Source organism: Mesocricetibacter intestinalis, assembly GCF_004363295.1.
Classification (GTDB): domain Bacteria; phylum Pseudomonadota; class Gammaproteobacteria; order Enterobacterales; family Pasteurellaceae; genus Mesocricetibacter; species Mesocricetibacter intestinalis.
In genome coordinates, this window is sequence record NZ_SNYQ01000001.1 from 300,669 (window position 1) to 323,864 (window position 23,196).

General features: G+C 46.5%; 20 protein-coding genes and 1 tRNA gene. 13 read left to right on the forward strand and 8 right to left on the reverse strand.

The features are described from left to right. Window positions 1–11: 11 nt before the first annotated feature. Window positions 12–1,043, reverse strand: coding sequence for a tRNA (adenosine(37)-N6)-threonylcarbamoyltransferase complex transferase subunit TsaD (gene tsaD / locus EDC45_RS01370; RefSeq protein ID WP_133542707.1), 1,032 nt, complete (start codon window positions 1,041–1,043; stop codon window positions 12–14). A 217-nt stretch (window positions 1,044–1,260) separates the two neighbouring features. On the opposite strand from tsaD, the gene rpsU reads away from it, so the two are divergent. From rpsU to fghA, 7 genes are all read left to right on the forward strand, one after another. Then, window positions 1,261–1,476, forward strand: coding sequence for a 30S ribosomal protein S21 (gene rpsU / locus EDC45_RS01375; protein ID WP_005717672.1), 216 nt, complete (start codon window positions 1,261–1,263; stop codon window positions 1,474–1,476). 120 nt (window positions 1,477–1,596) lie between these two features. Then, window positions 1,597–3,354: a DNA primase gene (dnaG, locus tag EDC45_RS01380; protein WP_133542709.1), complete on the forward strand. Its 1,758-nt coding sequence runs from the start codon at window positions 1,597–1,599 to the stop codon at window positions 3,352–3,354. A gap of 75 nt (window positions 3,355–3,429) precedes the next feature. Beyond that, window positions 3,430–5,292 (forward strand): RNA polymerase sigma factor RpoD, encoded by a 1,863-nt coding sequence (gene rpoD / locus EDC45_RS01385; RefSeq protein WP_243728751.1) that lies wholly within the window; start codon window positions 3,430–3,432, stop codon window positions 5,290–5,292. Window positions 5,293–5,430: 138 nt separating this feature from the next. Beyond that, window positions 5,431–5,507 (forward strand) — tRNA-Ile (locus EDC45_RS01390). Window positions 5,508–6,115: 608 nt separating this feature from the next. Next, window positions 6,116–6,391: a formaldehyde-responsive transcriptional repressor FrmR gene (gene frmR, locus EDC45_RS01400; protein WP_133542713.1), complete on the forward strand. Its 276-nt coding sequence runs from the start codon at window positions 6,116–6,118 to the stop codon at window positions 6,389–6,391. 28 nt (window positions 6,392–6,419) lie between these two features. After that, window positions 6,420–7,529, forward strand: a complete 1,110-nt coding sequence (locus tag EDC45_RS01405) for an S-(hydroxymethyl)glutathione dehydrogenase/class III alcohol dehydrogenase (protein ID WP_133542715.1) — start codon at window positions 6,420–6,422, stop codon at window positions 7,527–7,529. Between the two features lie 70 nt (window positions 7,530–7,599). Beyond that, window positions 7,600–8,436 (forward strand): S-formylglutathione hydrolase, encoded by an 837-nt coding sequence (gene fghA, locus EDC45_RS01410; protein WP_133542717.1) that lies wholly within the window; start codon window positions 7,600–7,602, stop codon window positions 8,434–8,436. A 514-nt stretch (window positions 8,437–8,950) separates the two neighbouring features. Here fghA and EDC45_RS01415 read toward each other — a convergent pair. Both EDC45_RS01415 and serB read right to left on the reverse strand, forming a co-directional pair. Beyond that, window positions 8,951–9,442, reverse strand: a complete 492-nt coding sequence (locus EDC45_RS01415) for a YajQ family cyclic di-GMP-binding protein (RefSeq protein WP_133542719.1) — start codon at window positions 9,440–9,442, stop codon at window positions 8,951–8,953. 12 nt (window positions 9,443–9,454) lie between these two features. Then, complete coding sequence (gene serB / locus EDC45_RS01420; protein ID WP_133542721.1) at window positions 9,455–10,408, reverse strand: phosphoserine phosphatase; 954 nt, start codon at window positions 10,406–10,408, stop codon at window positions 9,455–9,457. 76 nt (window positions 10,409–10,484) lie between these two features. On the opposite strand from serB, the gene EDC45_RS01425 reads away from it, so the two are divergent. Then, complete coding sequence (locus EDC45_RS01425) at window positions 10,485–11,186, forward strand: YtjB family periplasmic protein (protein WP_133542724.1); 702 nt, start codon at window positions 10,485–10,487, stop codon at window positions 11,184–11,186. Between the two features lie 72 nt (window positions 11,187–11,258). On the opposite strand, the gene pgtP is transcribed toward EDC45_RS01425, so the two are convergent. Continuing rightward, window positions 11,259–12,587 (reverse strand): phosphoglycerate transporter protein PgtP, encoded by a 1,329-nt coding sequence (gene pgtP / locus EDC45_RS01430; RefSeq protein ID WP_133542726.1) that lies wholly within the window; start codon window positions 12,585–12,587, stop codon window positions 11,259–11,261. Between the two features lie 267 nt (window positions 12,588–12,854). Here pgtP and EDC45_RS01435 point away from each other — a divergent pair, with 267 nt between their 5' ends. After that, on the forward strand, window positions 12,855–13,829 hold the full coding sequence (locus tag EDC45_RS01435) for a cation diffusion facilitator family transporter (RefSeq protein WP_133542728.1): 975 nt from the start codon (window positions 12,855–12,857) through the stop codon (window positions 13,827–13,829). A 51-nt stretch (window positions 13,830–13,880) separates the two neighbouring features. Here EDC45_RS01435 and EDC45_RS01440 read toward each other — a convergent pair whose 3' ends face one another. The 4 genes from EDC45_RS01440 to rpsT all read right to left on the reverse strand — a co-directional run bounded on the left by EDC45_RS01440 (window position 13,881) and on the right by rpsT (window position 16,273). After that, a complete protein-coding gene (locus EDC45_RS01440; RefSeq protein ID WP_133542730.1) occupies window positions 13,881–14,174 on the reverse strand; it encodes a heavy-metal-associated domain-containing protein in 294 nt (97 codons plus the stop codon). A gap of 30 nt (window positions 14,175–14,204) precedes the next feature. Then, window positions 14,205–14,561: a mercuric transporter MerT family protein gene (locus EDC45_RS01445; protein ID WP_133542732.1), complete on the reverse strand. Its 357-nt coding sequence runs from the start codon at window positions 14,559–14,561 to the stop codon at window positions 14,205–14,207. Further along, window positions 14,536–15,645: a transglutaminase-like domain-containing protein gene (locus tag EDC45_RS01450; RefSeq protein ID WP_133542734.1), complete on the reverse strand. Its 1,110-nt coding sequence runs from the start codon at window positions 15,643–15,645 to the stop codon at window positions 14,536–14,538. Before EDC45_RS01450 ends, EDC45_RS01445 begins: the two co-directional genes overlap by 26 nt. Before the next feature lie 364 nt (window positions 15,646–16,009). Further along, the gene (gene rpsT, locus EDC45_RS01455) at window positions 16,010–16,273 is read right to left on the reverse strand and encodes a 30S ribosomal protein S20 (RefSeq protein ID WP_133542736.1); all 264 of its coding nucleotides are present in this window, start codon (window positions 16,271–16,273) and stop codon (window positions 16,010–16,012) included. 367 nt (window positions 16,274–16,640) lie between these two features. Between rpsT and murJ the strand changes: the two genes are divergently transcribed. The 4 genes from murJ to ileS all read left to right on the forward strand — a co-directional run bounded on the left by murJ (window position 16,641) and on the right by ileS (window position 23,105). Further along, entirely contained in the window at window positions 16,641–18,212 is a 1,572-nt protein-coding gene (gene murJ, locus EDC45_RS01460; protein ID WP_133542738.1) for a murein biosynthesis integral membrane protein MurJ, read from the forward strand. 18 nt (window positions 18,213–18,230) lie between these two features. After that, the gene (locus EDC45_RS01465; RefSeq protein WP_133542740.1) at window positions 18,231–19,109 is read left to right on the forward strand and encodes a DMT family transporter; all 879 of its coding nucleotides are present in this window, start codon (window positions 18,231–18,233) and stop codon (window positions 19,107–19,109) included. Window positions 19,110–19,219: 110 nt separating this feature from the next. Further along, the gene (ribF, locus tag EDC45_RS01470) at window positions 19,220–20,155 is read left to right on the forward strand and encodes a bifunctional riboflavin kinase/FAD synthetase (RefSeq protein ID WP_133542742.1); all 936 of its coding nucleotides are present in this window, start codon (window positions 19,220–19,222) and stop codon (window positions 20,153–20,155) included. 130 nt (window positions 20,156–20,285) lie between these two features. After that, the gene (gene ileS / locus EDC45_RS01475; protein ID WP_133542744.1) at window positions 20,286–23,105 is read left to right on the forward strand and encodes an isoleucine--tRNA ligase; all 2,820 of its coding nucleotides are present in this window, start codon (window positions 20,286–20,288) and stop codon (window positions 23,103–23,105) included. The last annotated feature ends 91 nt before the right edge of the window (window positions 23,106–23,196 follow it).

The window sequence follows — 23,196 nt, forward strand, 5'->3', positions numbered from 1 at the left end:
TTTATGCCGCATTATTCCAGCGCGCTTAGTTCGGTTATTGCCCAGCGCGGTTTGACTTCAATGCTGAGATCCTGCTTTTGCCCCTGTTTCAGGCGCAGTAAACCGGCGTAAGCGATCATGGCGCCGTTGTCGGTGCAGAATTGCGGCTGGGGATAGAATACCTTACCGCCCAATTGTTGCATCATTTCACTTAAGCTATGGCGAAGCTGGCGATTGGCGCTGACGCCGCCGGCGATTACCAGACGTTTATAGCCGGTTTGCCGTAGTGCGCGACGGCATTTTATCGCCAAGGTGTCCACCACCGCCTGTTGAAATGCGCAGGCGATATCGGCTTTGGCTTGTTCGCTCAAGCCGTTTTCCTGTTCGATTAGCTGACGCAGGGTATTGGCGGCGGAAGTTTTCAGACCGGAAAAGCTGAAATCCAACCCGGGACGATCTGTCATCGGTCGGGGGAAATGAAAACGTGTCGGATCGCCCTGTTCCGCCAGACGGGACAGCGCCGCTCCGCCGGGATAGTCCAGTCCCAGCAATTTAGCGGTTTTATCAAAGGCTTCGCCGGCGGCATCGTCAATACTTTCACCCAGTAATTCATAACGGCCGACAGCTTCCACCCGGATAAGCTGAGTATGTCCGCCGGAAACCAGCAAGGCGATAAAAGGAAAATCCGGCGGGTTCTGTTCCAGCATAGGGGCCAATAAATGCCCTTCCATATGATGAACGCCGACCGCCGGAATATTCCAGGCATATGCCAAGGCGCGGGCGACAGTTGAACCTACCAGCAAGGCGCCCACCAGACCCGGCCCGGCGGTATAGGCGATACCTTCGATATCTTCGGCGTTCAGACCGGCTTCTTGTAACGCCGCCTGAATCAGCGGTGCGGTTTTACGGATATGGTCGCGCGAAGCCAGTTCCGGTACTACGCCGCCGTAATCGGCATGTAGGGCTATCTGGGTGTACAGCTGATTGGCGATCAGACCTTTTTGTTCGTCGTAAATGGCAACGCCGGTTTCATCACAGGAGGTTTCTATTCCTAGAACACGCATCGGTTTTCTCTTCGCAGGATTAAAATTGTGCGTGATTTTACTCTGTTTAGCGTATTTTCTCCAGTTGGAAGCGGAGATTTTAGCGAAAATATGAAATCAGACTTTACTTTTCCGGCCTTTCTGGATTAAAATTGCGACCTTTATTGAATAAGCCGTTCGGGCGAACGGCGATTGATTTTGCAAAATTATATTTAATCCAATATTGAGGTGATGGCTTATGCCTGTAATTAAAGTACGTGAAAACGAATCATTTGACGTTGCATTACGTCGTTTTAAACGCTCTTGCGAAAAGGCCGGTATCTTAGCGGAAGTCCGCAGCCGCGAATTTTACGAAAAACCTACTACTATTCGTAAACGCGAGAATGCAACCCGTGCCAAACGTCATGCGAAACGCGTTGCACGTGAAAATGCGCGTAATACACGTTTATATTAATTAAAAATATCTTACGCATTTTAATTAAACTCGAGTTTAACGAACCGTGAAACCTTTTGGGGATCACGGTTTTGTTCATTATAATATCCCTTCGGTTTATCCTTATTTCAGAGGTCGGTCATGGGTGCACTTATTCCCCGTAGCTTTATCAATGATATTCTGGCGAAAGCGGATATTGTGGATATTGTCAATTCACGCGTAAAACTGAAAAAGGCGGGAACCAATAATTATCAGGCCTGTTGCCCTTTTCATCATGAAAAAACGCCTTCCTTTACAGTCAGTAAAAATAAGCAGTTTTATCATTGTTTCGGTTGCGGAGCGCATGGTAATGCCATTACTTTTCTGATGGAATACGATAAGCTGGATTTTCCGGAAGCGGTGGAAGAACTGGCGGGATTTCTCGGTCTGGAAGTTCCGCGCGAGCAGAGTTCCCGGGAGGGAGATAAACCTAGGCTCAGCTATCGGAGTAAACGGAATCTGTACGATATTATGGCGGAAATCGCGGCTTTTTATCAGGAACAGTTAAGCGCCAGTATTCCCGCTCAGGCTTATTTGCAGAAACGCGGTTTATCTCAGGAAGTGATCCACCGTTTCTCCATCGGTTTTGTACCGGACAGTTTTAATACCGTATTACGCCGTTTCGGCCGGAGCCGTGAGCAACAGCAGAATCTGTTTGATTTAGGTATGCTGTCGCGTAATGAACGGGGGGATAGTTACGATCGATTTCGGCATCGAATTATGTTTCCCATCCGCGATCGTCGCGGCAGAACCGTTGCTTTCGGCGGTCGGGTCATGGGCGACGAGCGCCCTAAATATCTGAACTCTCCGGAAACCCTGACTTACCATAAAGGCAATGAGCTATACGGTTTATTCGAAGCTTTGCAGGAAAATGAGAAACCGGAAATGCTGTTGGTGGTGGAAGGTTATATGGATGTCGTCGCGCTGGCCCAGTTCGGTATTAATTATGCCGTTGCCGCTCTGGGCACGGCGACTACGCCGGAGCAGATAGCATTATTATTCCGAGTAACGGAGCAGGCGGTATGTTGTTATGACGGCGACCGGGCGGGGCGGGAAGCTGCATGGCGCGCACTGGAAAATGCGCTGCCTTACCTGGAGGACGGGCGGCAGTTGAAATTCGTATTTCTGCCCGACGGCGAGGATCCCGACAGCTATATCCGTCAATACGGTAAACAAGGGCTGGAGGATTACCTGAGCCATGCCATGTCCTTAAGCGATTTTCTGTTTGCTCATTTACTGGATCAGGTAGATCTGTCCAGTAAGGAAGGCCGATCGAAACTGGCGGCGCTGGCAGTTCCGCTGATTGCCAAAATTCCGGGCGGTATGTTGCGCTTATATTTACGCAATATTCTGGCGCAGAAGTTAGGCATTATCGATCAGAATCAGCTGGAAAGCCTGCTTCCCGCTGAAACGGAAGCGCAGAGCACGCCGCAAGCGCCAACGGTAAAGCGTACCCCTATGCGGTTATTGATTGCGTTGCTGTTGCAAAATCCGGAGTTGGCCGCCCTAGACTATGATTTGTCGCCCTTGGCGGGGCTGGACGAGCCGGGATTCGATTTATTTTATAAAATGACCGCACTTTGCCGCGAGAATGTGGGCATCAGTATGGGACAGATTTTGGAATACTGGCGAGATTCCGAATATGCCAAATCCCTTGAAATTCTGTCGGTGTGGGATCATTTAACTAAGCAGGAAAATATTACGGAAACATTTCGTGAAACCTTAATGTATCTGTATGTTCAATTTACCGAACAAAGTATAGAAAGATTGATAGCTAAAGAGCGCACGACGGGCTTATCGGATATAGAAAAGCAAGAGCTGGCACAGTTATTGGTGGCGCGACAAAAAAGTGATAGTTAATCAATTCTAACAGTGATAAAATCAGTGGCATTTTATCTTTCATTACAATTAATTAATCAAAGGCGGATGTCTCGTATGGATCAAAATCCACAATCTCAACTGAAATTGCTAATCGCCCAAGGAAAAGAGCAGGGGTATCTTACCTACGCTGAAGTGAATGATCACCTGCCGGAAGAACTTGTCGATACGGATCAGATTGAAGATATTATCCAAATGATCAACGATATGGGGATTCAGGTACTGGAAAGCGCACCTGATGCGGATGATTTAATGCTGAGCGAAACCATTGCCGATGAAGACGCCGTTGAGGAAGCGACACAGGTTTTGTCCAGTGTTGAAGCCGAGTTGGGGCGTACTACGGATCCCGTGCGTATGTATATGCGCGAAATGGGAAGTGTGGAACTGCTGACTCGGGAAGGCGAAATTGATATCGCAAAACGTATTGAAGACGGCATTAACGAGGTACAAAGCGCCGTAGCCGAATATCCTGAAGCCCTGACCGATCTTCTGCAGCAATATGCTAAGGTGGAAGAGGGCAGCGTCAGACTGGCGGATCTGATAACCGGCTTTGTGGATCCTAATGTTGTGGAAGAAAATGATATTCCGGAAATAGACGAAACATTGGACGAAGATGAAGAAGAAAGCTCGGCCAAAGGCGAATTAAACGAAGAGGAGGAAGATGAAGAAAACGAAGATTCCGACTCTTCCGCCGACGACAGCGATAACAGCATTGATCCCGAAGTCGCCCGTGAAAAATTCACCTTGTTAAAAGCTCAGTACGTTAAAACCTGCGATGTGATCGCAAAACACGGGCGTACCCACAGCAAAGCAAAAGAGCAGATTCAGATATTATCTGAAATTTTCACCCAGTTCCGTTTGGTGCCGCGCCAGTTCGATTTGCTGGTGATTTCCGTGCGTAGCATGATGAAGCGGATCCGCGCGGAAGAACGTCAGATTCAGCGCTTAGCAGTGGATTACGCTAAAATGCCGAAAGAAGAATTCCTTAAGGTTTTCATCGGTAAGGAAAATAACGATGCCTGGTTGGATAAGTTACTGGCAAGTAAAAAACCTTATGCCGAACGTTTGCAGGCTTATGCCGAGGATATTCGTCATTGTATTGTCCGCTTACAGCAAATTGAAAGCGAAACCAAGCTGAGTATTCAGCAAATTCGCGATATCGGCGAGCGTATTGCACAGGGCGAGTTAAAAGCGCGACGTGCGAAAAAGGAAATGGTTGAAGCCAACCTGCGTCTGGTGATTTCCATTGCCAAAAAATATACCAACCGAGGTTTGCAGTTCCTGGATCTGATTCAGGAAGGGAATATCGGTTTGATGAAAGCGGTGGATAAATTCGAATACCGGCGAGGTTATAAATTCTCCACTTATGCTACATGGTGGATTCGTCAGGCGATTACCCGTTCTATTGCGGATCAGGCCAGAACGATTCGTATTCCGGTACATATGATTGAAACCATTAATAAGCTGAACAGAATTTCACGTCAGATGTTACAGGAAATGGGGCGCGAAGCCTCTCCGGAAGAACTGGCGGAACGTATGGGAATGCCGGAAGATAAAATCCGTAAAGTGCTTAAAATCGCTAAAGAGCCGATTTCGATGGAAACGCCTATCGGTGATGATGATGATTCCCACTTAGGTGATTTTATTGAGGACAGCACCCTGGAACTGCCGCTGGATTCGGCTACCGCACAAAGTCTGAAAACGGCGACCCATGAGGTTCTGGAAGGGTTAACGCCGCGTGAGGCAAAAGTTCTGCGTATGCGCTTTGGTATCGATATGAATACCGATCATACTCTGGAAGAAGTGGGTAAACAGTTTGATGTTACCCGCGAGCGTATCCGTCAGATTGAGGCTAAGGCCCTGCGCAAACTGCGCCATCCGAGTCGCTCGGAAACCCTGCGTAGCTTTTTGGACGAGTAATCTCGGTATAAAATTTGGGCCCTGCACTGATTGCAGGGCTTATTTGTTTGAATTTAAACCTGTTATCCGTTCTTGTATAGACTTAACCCGAATATTTCATTATAATTACGCCGTTTTTGCTTACAAATGGCAGAGCGCGCCCCCATAGCTCAGTCGGTCAGAGCAGTCGACTCATAATCGATTGGTCACAGGTTCAAGTCCTGTTGGGGGCACCATTAACCCTTTCATCTTTTTTCTTTATCTTTTCGAAAATCCTGAGTAGCTTTGCTAATCGAGTATTTAGCCTATTTATACTTATTCCGTTATTTTATTGCTATTTGCTATTTGCTATTTGCTATTTGCTATTTGCTATTTGCTATTTGCTATTTGCTATTTGCTATTTGCTATTTGCTATTTGCTATTTGCTATTCGCTATTCGCTATTCGCTATTCGCTATTCGCTTTTAGCGGGGATAGCCATGATTGTAACCGAGAATATCGGAGCAAAAAATCATCTCTGATGCCCGATCAATGAAGCCTGGACGAATTAAGAAATAAATCGGAATTTAGCAATTTACCGTTCGCCAACCCGGAATAGGTCTTGGTTTTTTTAAGTTTTATATAAAAGGTTTTTTAAGATAATAAATATAAAATTTTCCATTCAATGACTAACCTCGGGGTTTGATGCGAAGCCGATTGATGGGTTAGGTAAAAAGGGCATGATAGCCCTTTTTTAATACGTCTTTTTAGGTTATGTGCCGATAAATTTATATGGAGGGCTATTATTTGACAAAGATAGCATACTCCCCTATAGTATAACTCTTGTGAGTAAAAGGAGGTAATCAATGCCCAACAGCCCAGCGGAAAAAAAGAAAATACTGACTCGGGTCCGGCGTATCCAAGGACAAATGGAAGCGCTTGAACGTGCGCTGCAAAGCGAAACGGAATGTCGTGCTATTTTACAGCAGATTGCTGCGGTAAGAGGTGCGGTGAACGGTTTAATGGCCGAGGTGCTGGAAAGCCATATTCGCGAAAGTTTTCAGCCGGATAAGTCAAGCTATCACGAAATTAATAGCTCCGTCGATGATACCATCGAACTTGTTCGCGCTTATTTAAAGTAAGAGTAAATCAGTTAAAGAGAGGAATTTTATGAAATCACGCGCTGCCGTTGCATTTGCACCCGGTCAACCGTTACAGGTGGTTGAAATTGATGTTGATCCACCGAAAAAAGGGGAAGTTTTAATCAGAAATACCCATACGGGAGTCTGTCATACCGATGCTTTTACCTTATCAGGCAAGGATCCCGAAGGGGTTTTCCCGGTGGTATTAGGCCATGAAGGGGCGGGTATTGTCGTTGAAGTCGGCGAGGGGGTAACCAGCGTAAAACCCGGTGATCATGTTATTCCTCTTTACACGGCGGAATGCGGAGAATGTGAATTCTGTCGTTCGGGAAAAACCAATCTGTGCGTTTCCGTGCGAGAAACCCAGGGCAAAGGCTTAATGCCGGACGGTACTACGAGATTCTCTTATAAGGGGCAACCTATTTACCATTATATGGGTTGTTCTACCTTTAGTGAGTATTCCGTGGTGGCGGAAGTTTCTCTGGCAAAAATTAATCCCGAGGCCGATCACGAACAGGTATGTTTATTAGGTTGTGGGGTTACTACGGGAATAGGCGCCGTGCATAATACCGCTAAGGTACAGGAAGGGGATTCCGTTGCGGTATTCGGCTTAGGTGCCATCGGCCTTGCCGTGATTCAGGGCGCTCGTCAGGCAAAAGCGGGTAAGATTATCGCCATTGATACCAATCCGGCTAAATTTGCGTTGGCCAAGCAGTTCGGTGCCACCGATTGTCTGAATCCGAATGATTATGATAAACCGATAAAAGACGTGTTACTGGATATGCACAAATGGGGAATAGATCATACTTTTGAATGTATCGGTAATGTTGAGGTGATGCGGGCTGCGCTGGAAAGCGCTCATCGCGGTTGGGGACAGTCCGTCATTATCGGTGTAGCAGGTGCGGGCCAGGAAATTTCTACCCGCCCGTTCCAGCTGGTAACGGGACGAGTATGGAAAGGTTCCGCATTCGGCGGGGTAAAAGGCCGTACTCAGCTGCCGGGTATGGTGGAAGATGCGATGCGAGGGAAAATCCAGTTAAAACCTTTTGTTACCCATAGTCTGAGCTTAGATGAGATTAATCAGGCGTTTGAATTAATGCATCAGGGTAAGTCGATTCGGACGGTTATCCGTTATTAAATCGGTGAACGGCTATGGCGTAAGAACATAGCCCTTAGTCGAATATTGTTGCGGGGAGAATTTATAAGCTATGCAACTGATTGAAAAACGAGCCTGTTTCGGCGGATGGCAATATGTGTATAAACATTATGCGCGAACCTTAGGTTGCGAGATGAATATCGGCATATATTTGCCGCCATTGGTGGAGAAACAAAAATTACCGGTATTATACTGGCTGTCGGGGTTGACTTGTACGGAACAGAATTTTATCACCAAAGCGGGAGCGCAGCGTTATGCTGCGGAACATAATGTTATTCTGGTGGCGCCGGATACCAGTCCGAGAGGAGAAGGGGTTGCCGATGCCGACAGCTATGATCTCGGTCAGGGGGCGGGATTTTATCTGAATGCGACGCAGGAACCATGGCGTGCCAATTATAAAATGTACGATTATATTCTGCACGAATTACCGCTTCTGATTGAAGGGCATTTTCCTGCCACTGCTCAAAAATCCGTATTTGGCCATTCCATGGGGGGATTAGGCGCACTGGTATTGGCGTTACGCAATCCGGAGGTATATAGGAGCGTTTCCGCTTTTGCTCCGATTCTGTCCCCTTCCCGAGCCGAATGGGGACAAAAAGCCTTTAGCGCCTATTTAGGCGCAGATCAGCATAGTTGGCGGGATTATGATCCTACCGAGTTGGTGCTGGCTGGCGGTAAAGTCGAGAATATATTGATTGATCAGGGATTGGACGATGAATTTTATCGGCAGCAGCTGTGTACTGAAAATTTTGCCCAAGCCTGTAAGAGAATGGCGCTGAATCCAAAGATCCGCTATCACGAAAACTATGATCACAGTTATTATTTTGTCGCCAGTTTTATCGGCGAACATATAGGCTTTCATGCCGATAAACTGTATGCCGGAAAATAACTTCACTGATTTGAAGGAAATCAGGGATTAAATAATATTCGTTGGTAGTTGGCGCCAAGGATTATCGTTCTTCGGTCTTCTTGTTCTGATTAACTTCTATTGGTGATGCTCGGAAGCAAGGACACCGTAATTAATTCGGCTTCCTGCATTGCGGGATTCGGCTTTATATTTACATGTTCGATCAATGCTAACAGCACTGATTACTTATATAAAATAAAGAGGTTAAGCAGCCGGAATCCGTTTGCACAATAAATCCCGGACTGTAAAAAGGGGGCGGAGATAAACTTATCCGCCCCTTTTTTATCCCCCTTTTTTATTCGCTGAGAGCCTGCAGGCGAAGTCTGAACCCGGCGCTTTCTTTACTATCTTCAAACAGCGGTAGGTTTAAAAACTTTTTTTTTGACCGCACTTTTATATATTGCTTGATTTTAGGGCAGGATTGCAGGAACTGGCGGAGAATAAAAAAGAGCTAAACCCCAGGCTTAGCTCCGAAATCCAATATACAAGAACCGAATTAATCCCTGAAATTATTAAACTGGAAAGGTTGGCCTAATTCCGCACCTTTCACTAATTGAATCACCGCTTGTAAATCATCGCGAGATTTGCCGCTGACCCGAACCTGTTCTCCCTGAATCTGAGTCTGGACTTTTAATTTGCTGTCTTTAATTAATTTGGTAATTTTTTTTGCCATATCGCTTTCAATACCCTGTTTCAATTTAACCTCTTTACTATAGGTTTTTCCGCTATGTTCATAGTCGGCAGGGATATCGAGGGCGGCGGAATCAATACCGCGTTTAATACAGGCGTTACGCAGAATATCCAGTAACTGCTCCAACTGAAAATCCGATTCCGTCGCTAATTTAATACTTTCGTTTTTCTCATTCAGCTCAATTGAAGCCTGCACATTGCGGAAGTCCCAACGATTGGTGAGATCGCGCTGCGCGTTTTCTACGGCGTTGCGTACTTCATGCATGGTAATTTCCGAAACAATATCAAATGACGGCATAATTTCTCCTTATTAAGATTTAATTCTGTCATTGGCACTTAGCAGACAGATAAGTGCGCTTAGGTCAGCGAAGTTTACCACAACCTGCGCCAGTTGTTGAACTTTAGGCTTGGCATGGAAGGCTGCGCCTAATCCGGCAACACTCATCATACAAAGATCATTGGCGCCGTCGCCGATCGCTACGGTGTTTTCTCGAGCGATGCCGAATTGTGCGGCTAAGCGTTGCAGGGTATCCGCTTTATATTCGGCATGGACGATATTGCCTTTTACCCGACCGGTTAGCTTTCCGTCTTGGATTTCAAATTGATTGGATACCGCCGCATCCAGTTCGAGCAGATCTTTTAAATAATCGGCAAAATAGGTGAAACCGCCGGAGGCAATGGCAATTTTCCACTGATATTTTTTTAATTCCCGTACGGTTTCCCGCAAGCCCGGCATTAAGGGCAGATTGCGGCGGACTTCCTGTAAAATACTTTCCGGCGCATTTTCTAAAGTGGCCACGCGCTTACGCAGGCTTTGCTCAAAATCCAACTCTCCCCGCATGGCGCTGGCGGTGATGGCGGAAACCTTTTCTCCGCAGCCGGCGAGTTTGGCGATTTCATCAATACATTCGATTTGAATGGCGGTCGAATCCATATCCATCACCAACAGACCGGGGCGGGAAAGACGAGGACTGAAATTTATCGGGGCGGCGTCCAGAGATAATTTATGGGCTATCTCCAGGTATTGCGCTTGCCATTTTCCGCCGAGTAACAGAATTGGGTTTCCCAGGGTTTCCCAGCCGTCAAAAATTGTAAAATTCTGACCGCAGTTATGCTGAAATTGCTGCAGACTTTGTAAATTAAGGCGGGGGCCGAACAGAATAAAATAATCTTCCCTTGCTGCTTCCGGCCGCTCTTTTAACATCGCGGCGGGAAAAGGGCCGTATTGGCGGGTAATATCTTGTATAGCTTGATGTTGGGGCATATTTCGGCGTTCCTGTTTTGTTTTTATGCTAAGTTTGCCATAATACAACATTCCATTCGGATTTGGGGGAAATAATTTGCACCTGATTATTAAAGAAAAGATTGCTAAAACCGCAATGTTCATCGCTATTGCCGCACTCTGTATCGGCGTACTGGCCGTGATTTTATTCGGTATTAACCAGTTTAAAATCGGCTCGCAGATCGCCAGCGTTAATCAGGTTTCCAATCTCTCCCATTTACTGGTGCGCCAACAGGCGAATATTTTTTCGATTTTATTATCAAATCGGGCGGATACGGAAAAGCTGAATGAAAATTTGGCCGCATTGACCAAAGAACAGTTTATTCTGGACGCCTCTATTTATGCCGAAAACGGCGCACTGTTGGCACAAACCAATAATATGCCGGAATTACGCCGTCAGCTGGGGTTGGATAAAAGCGAACTTAGCGGCGAGGAGGATTTTCGTAGTCGCCAGATTGTGGAGCCGATCTATTCCGCCAACGGCTTGGAAGGATTTCTGCGCGTTACTTTTGATGCCGGCTACGGGCAAACTACCCAGAATAAAATCAACCAAATCTTCCATCGTCTGTACGGCGAACTGTTGATCGTATTTTTAATCGGTATTCTGTTGGCCAGCTCGACCCATTATTTTTTAAGCCATTATCGCCGCGCCCGTCGCAAGCAGAAAGAAATTCAGCCCGTACTAAAAACGGAAAATCTCGCACCGGTAAATAACGCATTAAATTTTCACCGGCGCAGAAGAAGGTTTCGTTCTCATTGATTTATCAGATGTTATAAAAAAATTCATGCCCGAAGATAGGCTTTACGGGCATGAATATGGTGTGATAAGGATTTATTTTACGCCGGTTTTATGAAATAACGTAAAGGCGATAAATACAAATCCCAGTAAGCAGGAAATAATCAGCGCATAGAAACCGCCGTCCCAGCCGAACAGATCCACCAGTTTTCCCATGACATAACCGGCACTGGCAGAGCCGAGCAGATAACCGAATAGCCCGGTTAATCCCGTTGCTGTTCCTGTGGCGACACGGGGGACGAAATCGGCAGCCTGTAAACCGATCATCATCACCGGTCCGTAAATAAGGAAGCCGATGGCCACCAGACAAATATTATCCACCAGAGGATTACCAGCCGGGTTTTTCCAGTATACGATAATGGCAATTAATACCCCGACAAGGAAAAATAGCATCGGCGGCGCTCGGTGTCCTTTAAATACTTTATCACTTAAATAACCGCTGGCCAGCATTCCGAATATACCCGCATATTCATACAGGAAATAGGCCCAGCTTTGCTTATCAACACTGAAGTGTTTAACTTCTTTCAGATAAGTCGGAGCCCAGTCGATGATACCGTAGCGGATAAAATAGACGAATACGTTGGCAACGGCAATGGCCCATAAGAATTTATTACCGATGATATATTTCATGAAAATATCTTTAGAGGACAGCGTATGCGCAGATTCCACCTGCTCAATCACTTTTTCCTGTTTATAGCGATCAATCGGAGGTAAACCCTGGGATTCCGGCGTATCACGCATTAGAAAGAAGACGACCAGCGCCAATAGAATTGCGATAAGCGCCGGTAAATAGAACAATGATTGCCATACTCCGAATAGGGATAATCCCAGTATGGCCAATGGACCGATCAAACCGCCGCCAAGGTTATGGGATACGTTCCACCAGCTCCACCAAACACCACGTTCGGATACGGAAAACCAGTTGGTCATGGTTTTGGCACCGGGCGGATACCCCATTCCTTGGAACCAACCGTTTAAAGCGGCCAGCGCAATCATTATCGGGATAGAAGAGAGAACACCGGGTACCAAGCCGAAAGCCAAGCTGATAACGGCCGAGCCAAGTAGACCTATAGTAATAAAATATTTCGGATTACTGCGATCGGAAATATTTCCCATAATAAATTTACTGAAACCATAGGCCAGGGACAGAGCAACGCCCACCGTACCTAACTCCGCTTTGCTGAAACCGTATTCATCAATTAAATAGGGAATGGCAAGGGAGAAATTTTTACGGATAAGATAATAGGCCGCATAGCCGATAAAGACGCCGGCAAAAACCTGCAGGCGTAATCGACGGTATTCTCGATCTACCTGAGCGCTTTCAAGCGGAGCGGCAGGCGGAGAAGCTTTTAGAAATTTAAACATATGAATTCCCTCCTTGGTATCTAGCTGTCCGTTTAAATATAATCAACTTGGTTTTTTATGTTTTGATTAAAATCAAAAGCTTATATGTATTATTAAAAATAATTATCGTTTTAAATTATATGATTTGAATTGATTTTAAAGGGTTTTGGGTAAGGAATTAATGATAATTAATGATTGTTTTTTTGTTTTTAAGGGGGATTTTACTTGACGCTATACCGCCTTATATTTTTATACTTCAGGCTCAGACTGCAGTAAGGGAGCATTATCATGGCATCACACCGGCATCATGGGGGACATTCCCACGTCCATAGTCGCAATAAAAGCGTATTGACCATTTCCTTGGCGATAATTTTTGCCTATATGCTGGTAGAAATTATTGGCGGATTGCTAACCGGCAGTTTGGCATTATTATCCGATGCGGGGCATATGTTTTCAGATGGGGTGGCCATAGGCTTATCCTTATTGGCTTTAGGTTTAGGCGAGCGGGCGGCTTGCGCGCGCAATACCTATGGATATAAGCGGGCGGAAATATTGGCGGCGGCATTAAACGGCCTGACTTTAATTCTGATTGCCTTGATTATCCTTATTGAAGCCTTGCAACGCTTTTTCCATCCGCCGCAAATCGCTACGACGGGAATGTTGATCGTCAGTTTCATCGGGCTGATAGTGAATATTGTGATTGCCGTTTATATGCAGCGGAATGGGGATATGCAGCACAGTATGAATATGAAAAGCGCCTATCTGCACGTATTGGGGGATTTGCTCGGCTCTGTCGGTGCTATTGCGGCGGCCTTGCTGATGATATTTTTCGATTGGCGTTGGGCGGATCCCCTTATCAGCCTATTGGTCGCTCTGCTGATTGCCAAGGGCGGATATGCCGTGTTGAAAGGAGCGCTCCCGATTTTAATGGAAGGTGCGCCTGCGGATATCGATCAGCATAAGTTGACTCGGAATATGTTGCAAACCCCGGGGGTGGAAGCCATTCATGATTTGCATATTTGGACTCTAAGCGGCGAAGGTCATTTTCTGTCCGCTCATGTGGTGGTGGACGGGGAATTGACTGTTGCGGAAAGCGGAGAAATTATGGCGAGCTTGACCGCGGCGCTGCAACGGCAGGGAATCGTTCATTGCACCTTGCAGATGGAAGGCAAAGATCATCGGCATTCCGAATCTCTATATTGTACCGCTTGTATAGGAGGCGAGCCGGAGGAGCATAAAGATTGCGGGGCGCATCATCATTAGTATGCCCCGCCGTAAGAATGTTAAAAAGAGCGGTCGTTTTAACCGGAGTTTTTATTCGGTACGCAGAATCTGCGGGGTGTAATGCAACTTGTCAATGGCTTGTATCAGTTGTTCATCACTCACCTTGTCTTGTGCCGATACGCTGACCGAGCGGGTTTTTAAATCGGCTTTAGTGGTAATTACCCCATCGATATTGCGCAATTCTTTATTAACCAAATAAGCGCAAAGCTGACAGGTCATTTCTTTAATTTGTATGACCACCTGTTTTTCCCGGGCGCCGTCGGCGCCTGAAGCGGAACCTATGGATATAAATGCAAACAGGCAGAGTGCGATTAATTTTTGCATGATTTTACCTTATGAAATATGTATGTCTATTTATGCTTCCAACAGCCAGGGCAATAGATTCGGGTAGAGCAGGAAAAACAGGATAAAAATAAACATTATTCCGTACAATACCAATAAGGTTTTGCGTGAAATATAGCGACTGCAGATGATTTTTTTAGAGAAGGTCAGCAGCCAGAAGCCGTAGCCGAAAGCAGCCAGGGAAAGCAGTAATAGCGGAAAGCGTAGAAAGCTTAGGGCGTCCAGCTTTACCAACCAGGCGGAGGAAACGCCGAACAGCAGATAGAGCAGAGGCGCGATACAGCATAGCGTCGAGGTTACCGCCGCAAGCACGGCGGTAACACAGGAAGCGATAAAAGACTTATTATAATTCTTTTGCGCTGTAGTCATATTTAAACTCTTTCGGTTCGAAGAAATTTAGCGGATCGCCGCCGATTTCCGCATAAGGGTAACCGAAGTTATTAATTGGTGCTAATTGCGGTAGCGGATAAAGTTCGAAATCTCTGGCATGGTTAAAGCCAACCCAGTTCATTTCCCAGTTACCGAACAGATAATCGGAAACCGCCTGTACATCGGCATCTTCAACCGCTTTTTTCTCGGTCAAACGCATTTTAGCCACATCGGCGGGATCAACAGGTACCCAACCGAAACCGGCCAAATAGAATTCGGCGCGGCAATGCTGCGCTCCGCTGATTTTGGCAATACGGTTTTCATCGGCGCTGCCGAATGCGGTTTTAGAATAGCGGCTCATTTTCGGTGCCGCACCGAGGCGAATACCGAATACTTCTCGGGCGGGAATCCCTGCCGCACGGGCTAAGGCCACAAAGACAGAGTTCATATCGGTACATTTGCCTTTGAGTACGCCGCTGGTCAGAATTTTTTCCACATCGCCGTCGCCACAGCCTAATACGCTGTTATCGCGCTCCATATTATTCACTATCCATTGATGAATCAGACGGGCTTTTTGTAAAGGATTCGTTTCCTGACCGACAATTTTATCCGCATATTCTTTTACGATACCATCGGTTTTAATGTGCTGAGTAGGTTTCAGATATTCCACGACATCGACGGAGTAAATGATTTTTTCCGGCGGGGTATAATTTTCCAAGGCTTTTTGCCGCATAGGTTCGCGATCTTTGGTTTGAATGACTAGGGTTAATTTTAAATCCCGTTGCTGAGCTTTTTCATCCCAATCGGCAAACAGGGTTTTGGCGCCGTAGGTATTGTTTTCAGTGATGTAGGCCCGATTATAATTACCTTCGTAACGAATGGATTTCACCTGTTGATATTCATTATTGAAAGGGAGGGGAATCCATAGTTTGGTTTCACCTTTCGAGCCTTTCGGCACGGCCAGATCATAGGTTTGGGTCATTTCATAGGTGTGGGTGGCGGGAGCGGTAGAAGAGGATTCCTGTGCGTTTGCGGTGGCAGCTAACAGACTGCAGGAAAGGAAAGACATAAGTAGTTTTTTCATACATGATCCTTAGTTGATTAACAGTTAAAACTTAACACATTAGCAATGCTGACTAATTATGATCGCCGCTATCTTAGCGGATAAGCGGGGGGAATTCAATTTTTGCCGAGCGGGGCGGGACAGAAAAATAACAACCTTATGGCCGTAAAAAAACGTCCTTACCGGGCGAATGCACAATCTCAACCGGTAAAAATAAACGGAAAGAAATCTATATCGGCGGATAAAAACAATAATATCAATAGGATTGGGATTTAATCGGGAAAAAAGCGCATTTTAGCTGAAATCGGTTTTTAGGCGCCTGAATAATAAAAAAACCGCACTTGTTTTTTTAAGTGCGGTTCATATTTCACCCTTGTGCAAAAAATTAAGCTAATTTTTTGATTTGAGCAGATAATTTCGCTTTGTGATTTGCTGCTTTATTAGCGTGGATTAAGCCTTTGGAAGCCATACGATCCACAACTTTCTGCATTTCTACGAATGCAGCTTCCGCAACTGTTTTTTCACCTGCTGCCACTGCGGCATAAACTTTTTTGATGTAAGTACGCATCATTGAGCGTTGACTTGCATTATGCTGACGGCGTTTTTCAGATTGAACCGCACGTTTTTTTGCTGACTTGATATTAGCCAAGGTCAAACTCCTAAGAATTTCTGTAATTAACGAACATAAAAATAAGGGCGTAGAATATGCCTGTTTTATGTTCGTTTGTCAATGAAAATAAGTTGATTCTGCTGATTTCGGTGAGACACAACCGAAAGTAACCGTCGTTATATACGCGTTATATAGGTCCGTTATATCCGTTATACCGGCGCTTTTTTTCGGGAATATAGCTCAAAGCAACGACAGTGGGCGGAATTTTAACAGTTTTTTTGCTTAGAATATAGCGCTAAAACGAAATTTCTATACAATTAAGGCGGAATTTTGATTTTCCCGTACATCGCGGATAAATCCGTTTTTAGGGCGGGTAGCATAATAATGATTGAAAGAGTACAGAATTTTGAGTAAAGGCTTATTAAAATCGGGCATTATCGTGAGCTCGATGACCTTATTATCACGTATCCTCGGTCTTGTGCGTGATATTGTGGTGGCGAATATTATCGGTGCTGGGGCGGCGGCGGATGTTTTCCTGTTCGCTAACCGTATTCCTAATTTTTTGCGCCGCCTGTTTGCCGAAGGGGCATTCTCTCAGGCCTTTGTCCCGGTGTTGGCGGAATACCGTAAAAGCGGTGATCCGGATGCGACCCGGGCGTTTATTGCTAAGGTTTCCGGCACCCTGGGCGGTTTGGTCAGCATAGTAACTCTAACGGCGATGATTGCTTCGCCGCTTGTGGCCGCATTGTTCGGTACCGGTTGGTTTCTCGATTGGCTGAATGGGGGGCCGAACGGGGCGAAATTTACTCAGGCTTCGCTGTTACTGAAAATTACTTTTCCTTACCTATGGTTTATTACCTTTGTTGCATTATCCGGCGCTATTTTGAATACGCTGGGAAAATTCGGCGTAATGTCTTTTTCCCCGGTGTTACTCAATATTGCCATGATCAGCTGCGCATTGTTTCTAGCGCCGCAGATGGAAAGCCCGGATTTGGCATTGGCTATCGGCATTTTTTTAGGCGGCTTACTGCAATTTTTGTTTCAAATCCCTTTCTTGAAACGGGCGGGGCTTTTGGTTAAGCCTAAGTGGGCTTGGCATGACGAAGGGGTGAAAAAAATCCGTACCCTGATGATTCCCGCATTGTTCGGGGTATCAGTCAGTCAGATTAATTTACTGTTAGATACCTTTATCGCCAGTTTTTTAATGACCGGCTCCATCAGCTGGTTGTATTATTCCGATCGTTTGTTGGAATTTCCGCTCGGTTTATTCGGCATCGCCATTTCCACCGTGATTCTGCCTACTCTTTCCCGTCATCATGTTAACGGACGGGAGCAGGCGGGCGGCGTTGAAGCTTTCCGTACCACTATGGATTGGGGCGTGCGCATGATTTTGCTGCTCGGCCTGCCGGCAATGATTGGTATTGCGGTACTGGCGCGGCCGATGTTACTGGTTCTATTTATGCGCGGCGAATTCAGCGCTTATGACGTGGAAGCTGCCGCTTTATCCCTCTGGGCATTTAATGCCGGTTTGCTGAGCTTTATGCTGATTAAGATTCTGGCCAACGGCTATTACGCCAGACAGGATACCAAAACGCCGGTGAAAATCGGTATTATCGCCATGCTCAGCAATATGGGATTTAATCTGTTGGCGATCCCTTTCAGTTATGTGGGGCTGGCTATGGCCTCGGCCATGTCGGCGACCCTTAACGCCTATTTGCTGTATCGCGGATTGGTAAAAGAAGATGTATACAGGTTCAGTTCGAAAAGTGCGGTCTTTTTTATCCGGATTTTATGCGCCGCCTTGGTGATGGGCGCCTTGGTCTGGCATTTTTCCCCGGCCATGGAAAGCTGGTACGCCATGCCCTTTATGCAGCGTCTGCACTGGCTGGCATGGTTGATTGCATTGGCGGTTTGCAGCTATTTGGCGATGTTGGTGCTGTGCGGTATCCGTGTCCGTGATTTGCTGGCCAGAGGATAGGGGAAGAATTAAAAACTTATGATTTACCAATTGATAGCGGTTTTTATCTGGGCAAGCGCCTTTATTGCCGGTAAATATACCTATGAAATTATGGATCCCGTGTTAATGGTTCAGCTGCGCCTGATGATTCCCGCGCTGATTATATTACCGCTATTTTTTAAAGCTTACCGCCGGATTCAACCTCATTTGCGTAAAAAGGTCTGGTTACTGGCATTGTTGAATTTCCCGCTGGCGTTTATTTTGCAGTTTACCGGACTGTACTACACCTCCGCCGCCAGTGCGGTAACAATGATTGGTATGGAACCCTTAATCGTAGTGATGGTCGGGTATTTTTTCTTCCGGCAGCGGGTCAGACCCCATGATTGGTTATTGAGCCTAATTGCTTTTCTGGGGATCGGGTTGACTGTTTTCGGTGCGGAGGAAAACGGCAATATCAGCTTATTAGGCTGTATGCTGGTTTTGGCTTCGGGAATTGTTTTCGCCTTTTGTATTTATCTTGGCAAACAGGTAATGAAGGAAATCAATCCCGCCCTATACACTAACGTTATTATCGTGCTGGGGAGTTTATTATGTATTCCGTTTAGCTTGCTGTTGGTACGCGACTGGAATATTACCCCTACTGTGAAGGGGATCTCCGCCCTGTTTTATTTGGGGATCGGTTGCAGTTGGGTGGCGGTCTGGCTGTGGAATATGGGGCTGCAGAATACCTCGGCCAATGTATCCAGTATTATTAATACCTTGGAACCCGTTTTCGGCGTATTTTTGGCAATTATCCTGCTCGGCGACAGTCTGTCTTTTATTACCGCGATCGGTATCCTGTGCGTTATCGGCGCCACCATGCTGTCGGTATTGTCGCCCTTCCTGAAAAAACATACTTATAGGCGCAAAACCGGCTGAAGACGGGGGCGAGTCTGCGGCGGCGCCCTTTAATTTTTAGGGATTAATGCGTATAATGGCGACCATTTTTCTCAGTTAACCTTCGTAATTGATTCAGAGCGGAAGATCTCATGCAACTTATTCGCGGAATGCATAATCTGCAGGGTAAAATACCGGGTTGTGCATTGACCATCGGTAATTTTGACGGCGTTCATTTAGGTCATCAGGCGATACTGCGCCGTCTGCGCCGTAAGGCGGACGAATTACAACTGCCGATGGCGGTAATGTTATTCGAACCTCAGCCGCGCGAATATTTCTCCGGTCAAAATGCTCCGGCTCGTTTAATGCGCTTGCGCGATAAGCTGACTCATTTGGATAAAGCGGGCGCCGATTATGTTATTTGCGTTAAATTCGATCGGCAGTTTTCCGCATTGCCCGCACAGGTTTTTATCCGCGATTGGTTAGTAGGCCGGCTGGCGGTCGGTTTTTTAAGCCTGGGGGACGATTTTCGCTTCGGCGCACAGCGTACGGGAGACTTTTCGCTGTTATGTAGGGAATCCGCCCGCTTCGGTTTTCAGGTAGAAGAGAACCCGACCTTCTATCTGGGCGAACAACGGGTTAGCAGTACGGCGATTCGCCGCGCGTTGGCTGAAAATGATTTGGAAGCGGCAGAGCTTATGCTGGGACGGCCTTATGCCATTACCGGACGGGTGGCTCATGGTAATAAACTGGGGCGCACCATCGGCTTTCCCACCGCTAATATTCTGTTACACCGACAGGTGAACCCCGTACATGGTGTTTATGCGGTAAAAGTGCGGTTGAAAAACAGAAAGTTTTTTTATGGGGTGGCGAATATCGGTCGGCGTCCCACCATTAACGGGGTAAAACAATTGCTGGAAGTGCATCTGTTTGATTTTAATCAGGATATTTACGGGCAGCCCTTGGAGGTGATTCTTTGTCGCCATCTTCGTGCAGAAATGAAGTTTCCTTCCTTTGAACATTTAAAACAACAGATCGCACGAGATGTAGGCAGTGCGTACGCTTTTTTCAGCAAAAAAACGCTTTAATTCAAAGGCGAAAAACGCTATAACTAGAAACCGTTAAGATTTTTCCGTCGGCGCTAAATAAGCGGTAAAAACCCTAGCCGACAGCAAACGGATTTAATCTATTTTTAATTAAAAAACATGGAATAAACAAATGTCTGAGCAAAATTTTGATTATAAGAACAGCCTGAACCTGCCGGAAACCGATTTTCCGATGCGCGGGGATCTGGCAAAACGCGAACCGGCCATGCTGAAAAGTTGGTATGACAAAGCGCTGTATCAAAAAATCCGTCAGTTTTCCAAAGGGAAAAAATCCTTTATTTTGCATGACGGCCCTCCTTATGCCAACGGTACCATTCATATCGGCCATGCAGTCAACAAAATTTTAAAAGACATTATTGTTAAATCCAAAACCGCACTGGGGTTTGACAGCCCTTATATTCCGGGTTGGGACTGCCACGGCTTGCCGATTGAATTAAAAGTGGAAGGTTTGGTGGGCAAACCGAATCAGAATATTTCCGCCGCCCAATTCCGCGAGGAATGCCGTAAATATGCACGCGAGCAGGTGGAAGGTCAGAAAAAGGATTTTATCCGTCTGGGCGTATTGGGAGATTGGGAACATCCTTATCTGACGATGGATTTCGAGACGGAAGCCAATATTATCCGTGCCTTCGGTAAAGTGGTGGATAACGGCCATTTGTATAAGGGGTATAAACCGGTACACTGGTGTTTGGATTGCGCCTCTTCGCTGGCGGAAGCGGAAGTGGAATATGAGGACAGAACATCGCCTTCCATTTATGTGCGTTTCAGCGCTGAAGATGAAGCGGCGGTATTAAGTAAATTCCATCTGAATCAGCAAGGCAAGGGCAAGGTTTCTGCGGTAATCTGGACTACCACGCCTTGGACTCTGCCTTCCAACCGAGCGATTGCGGTGAATCCTGAACTGGATTATGTGTTGGTGCAGTTCGGGCAGGAGCGTATTATCCTGGCGCAGGCTCTGGTAGAAAGCGTAGCTAAAGCGGTAGGCGCTGAAGAGATTGAAATTTTAGGTGCGGCCAAAGGTGCGGATTTGGAGTTACTGCGTTTTAATCATCCTTTCTATGCTTTCAGCGTGCCTGTGGTTCTGGGCGAGCATGTAACCACCGACGGCGGTACCGGATTGGTTCATACCGCACCGGATCATGGTTTGGACGACTTTATGGTGTCGCAGAATTATGATATTGAAATGGCCGGTTTAGTCGGTAATGACGGTAAGTTCAGTGAAAATACGCCGTTTTTTGCCGGCAAAGCTGTATTTGAAAGCAATCCGCTGGTGGTGGAAAAATTAGAGCAAACGGGCGCATTGATGAAACTGGAAAAAATCCGTCATAGCTACCCGCATTGCTGGCGACATAAAACGCCGATTATTTTCCGTGCCACGCCGCAATGGTTTGTCGGTATGGAAGTTCAAGGTTTACGCGCTCAGGCATTAAGTGAAATTAAGCGGGTGCGTTGGATTCCGGACTGGGGTCAGGCGCGTATCGAAAAAATGGTGGAAAATCGTCCGGACTGGTGTATTTCACGCCAACGTACCTGGGGCGTACCTGTTACTTTATTTATTCATAAACAAACGGAGCAACTGCATCCGCGTACCGTAGAGCTGATTGAAGAAGTGGCTAAACTGGTGGAGCAGAAAGGGATTCAGGCCTGGTGGGATCTTGAACCGGCGGATTTATTAGGGGAAGATGCCCCAAATTATATGAAGGTGGTGGATACCCTGGACGTTTGGTTCGATTCCGGTTCCACCTATTATTCCGTGGTGAAAGCGCGCAGCGAATTTAATGGCCATGAAGCGGATATGTATCTGGAAGGTTCGGATCAACACCGCGGCTGGTTTATGTCCTCGCTGATGTTATCTACCGCTACCGATAATAAGGCGCCTTACAAACAGGTACTGACCCATGGTTTCACCGTTGATGGCCAGGGGCGCAAAATGTCGAAATCCATCGGAAATACCGTAACGCCACAGCAAGTAACCGATAAGTTCGGCGCCGATATTTTGCGTTTATGGGTCGCTTCTACCGATTATACCGGGGAAATTTCGGTATCTGACGAAATTTTAAAAAGAGCGGCGGATGCTTATCGCCGTATCCGTAATACTTCCCGTTTCCTACTGGCTAATCTAAAGGGATTTGATCCGGTGCGGGATTGTGTGAAAGCGGAGGAAATGATCGCCTTGGATCGCTGGGCGGTGGATTGCGCATTGCGGGCGCAGAACGAAATTAAAGAAGCCTATGATAATTATCAGTTCCATACGGTGGTGCAGCGTTTAATGAAGTTCTGTTCCATTGAAATGGGTTCTTTCTATCTGGATATTATCAAGGATCGTCAGTACACCACAAAAGCCGACAGCCTTGCCCGCCGCAGCTGTCAGACCGCTTTATGGCATATTGCCGAAGCTTTGGTACGCTGGATTGCCCCTATATTGTCCTTTACGGCCGATGAAATCTGGCGGCATATTCCGGGCCAACGCGGTGAATTTGTATTTACCGAAGAATTTTATACCGGGCTGTTCCCGCTAAATAAAAACGAGAGCATGGACGATGCCTATTGGCAACAGATTCTGACCTTGCGCGATGAGGTTAACCGTATTCTTGAACAGGCGCGTAACGATAAGGTGATAGGTGCGGCGTTGGAGGCGGAATTAACCGTTTATGCCGATGAGCATTACGCCGAATTACTCGTCCGTTTACAAAACGAACTACGCTTTGTACTTATTACTTCGAAGGCTGAAGTGAAACCGCTGGCTCAGGCGGATGTAGCGGAAGGGGAAGTAAAAGGCTTTGCGGTTAAGGTCGTCCGTTCGGCACAACAGAAATGCCCGCGTTGCTGGCATTATTCCGACAGCATCGGCAGCAATCCTAAACATCCGAGCATCTGCGCCCGTTGTGTGGAAAATGTCGAAGGTCAGGGCGAAATTCGTCGCTTCGCTTAAAGGTTTTTGCGTACGCAGAGCTTTATATCAAACCCCGTGCCTTGAAAAGCACGGGGTTCAATGTAGAAAATACTAATTTAGCGCAATTAAA

Excerpts from the sequence above, each read along its gene's own strand:
- EDC45_RS01445 (WP_133542732.1), bottom strand. The coding sequence starts at position 14,561 with ATGACTACAGCGCAAAAGAATTATAATAAGTCTTTTATCGCTTCCTGT.
- fghA (WP_133542717.1), top strand. The coding sequence starts at position 7,600 with ATGCAACTGATTGAAAAACGAGCCTGTTTCGGCGGATGGCAATATGTG.
- EDC45_RS01435 (WP_133542728.1), top strand. The coding sequence starts at position 12,855 with ATGGCATCACACCGGCATCATGGGGGACATTCCCACGTCCATAGTCGC.
- EDC45_RS01450 (WP_133542734.1), bottom strand. The coding sequence starts at position 15,645 with ATGAAAAAACTACTTATGTCTTTCCTTTCCTGCAGTCTGTTAGCTGCC.
- EDC45_RS01465 (WP_133542740.1), top strand. The coding sequence starts at position 18,231 with ATGATTTACCAATTGATAGCGGTTTTTATCTGGGCAAGCGCCTTTATT.
- EDC45_RS01405 (WP_133542715.1), top strand. The coding sequence starts at position 6,420 with ATGAAATCACGCGCTGCCGTTGCATTTGCACCCGGTCAACCGTTACAG.
- rpsU (WP_005717672.1), top strand. The coding sequence starts at position 1,261 with ATGCCTGTAATTAAAGTACGTGAAAACGAATCATTTGACGTTGCATTA.
- EDC45_RS01415 (WP_133542719.1), bottom strand. The coding sequence starts at position 9,442 with ATGCCGTCATTTGATATTGTTTCGGAAATTACCATGCATGAAGTACGC.
- ribF (WP_133542742.1), top strand. The coding sequence starts at position 19,220 with ATGCAACTTATTCGCGGAATGCATAATCTGCAGGGTAAAATACCGGGT.
- serB (WP_133542721.1), bottom strand. The coding sequence starts at position 10,408 with ATGCCCCAACATCAAGCTATACAAGATATTACCCGCCAATACGGCCCT.
- EDC45_RS01440 (WP_133542730.1), bottom strand. The coding sequence starts at position 14,174 with ATGCAAAAATTAATCGCACTCTGCCTGTTTGCATTTATATCCATAGGT.
- dnaG (WP_133542709.1), top strand. The coding sequence starts at position 1,597 with ATGGGTGCACTTATTCCCCGTAGCTTTATCAATGATATTCTGGCGAAA.
- tsaD (WP_133542707.1), bottom strand. The coding sequence starts at position 1,043 with ATGCGTGTTCTAGGAATAGAAACCTCCTGTGATGAAACCGGCGTTGCC.
- ileS (WP_133542744.1), top strand. The coding sequence starts at position 20,286 with ATGTCTGAGCAAAATTTTGATTATAAGAACAGCCTGAACCTGCCGGAA.
- rpoD (WP_243728751.1), top strand. The coding sequence starts at position 3,430 with ATGGATCAAAATCCACAATCTCAACTGAAATTGCTAATCGCCCAAGGA.
- pgtP (WP_133542726.1), bottom strand. The coding sequence starts at position 12,587 with ATGTTTAAATTTCTAAAAGCTTCTCCGCCTGCCGCTCCGCTTGAAAGC.
- frmR (WP_133542713.1), top strand. The coding sequence starts at position 6,116 with ATGCCCAACAGCCCAGCGGAAAAAAAGAAAATACTGACTCGGGTCCGG.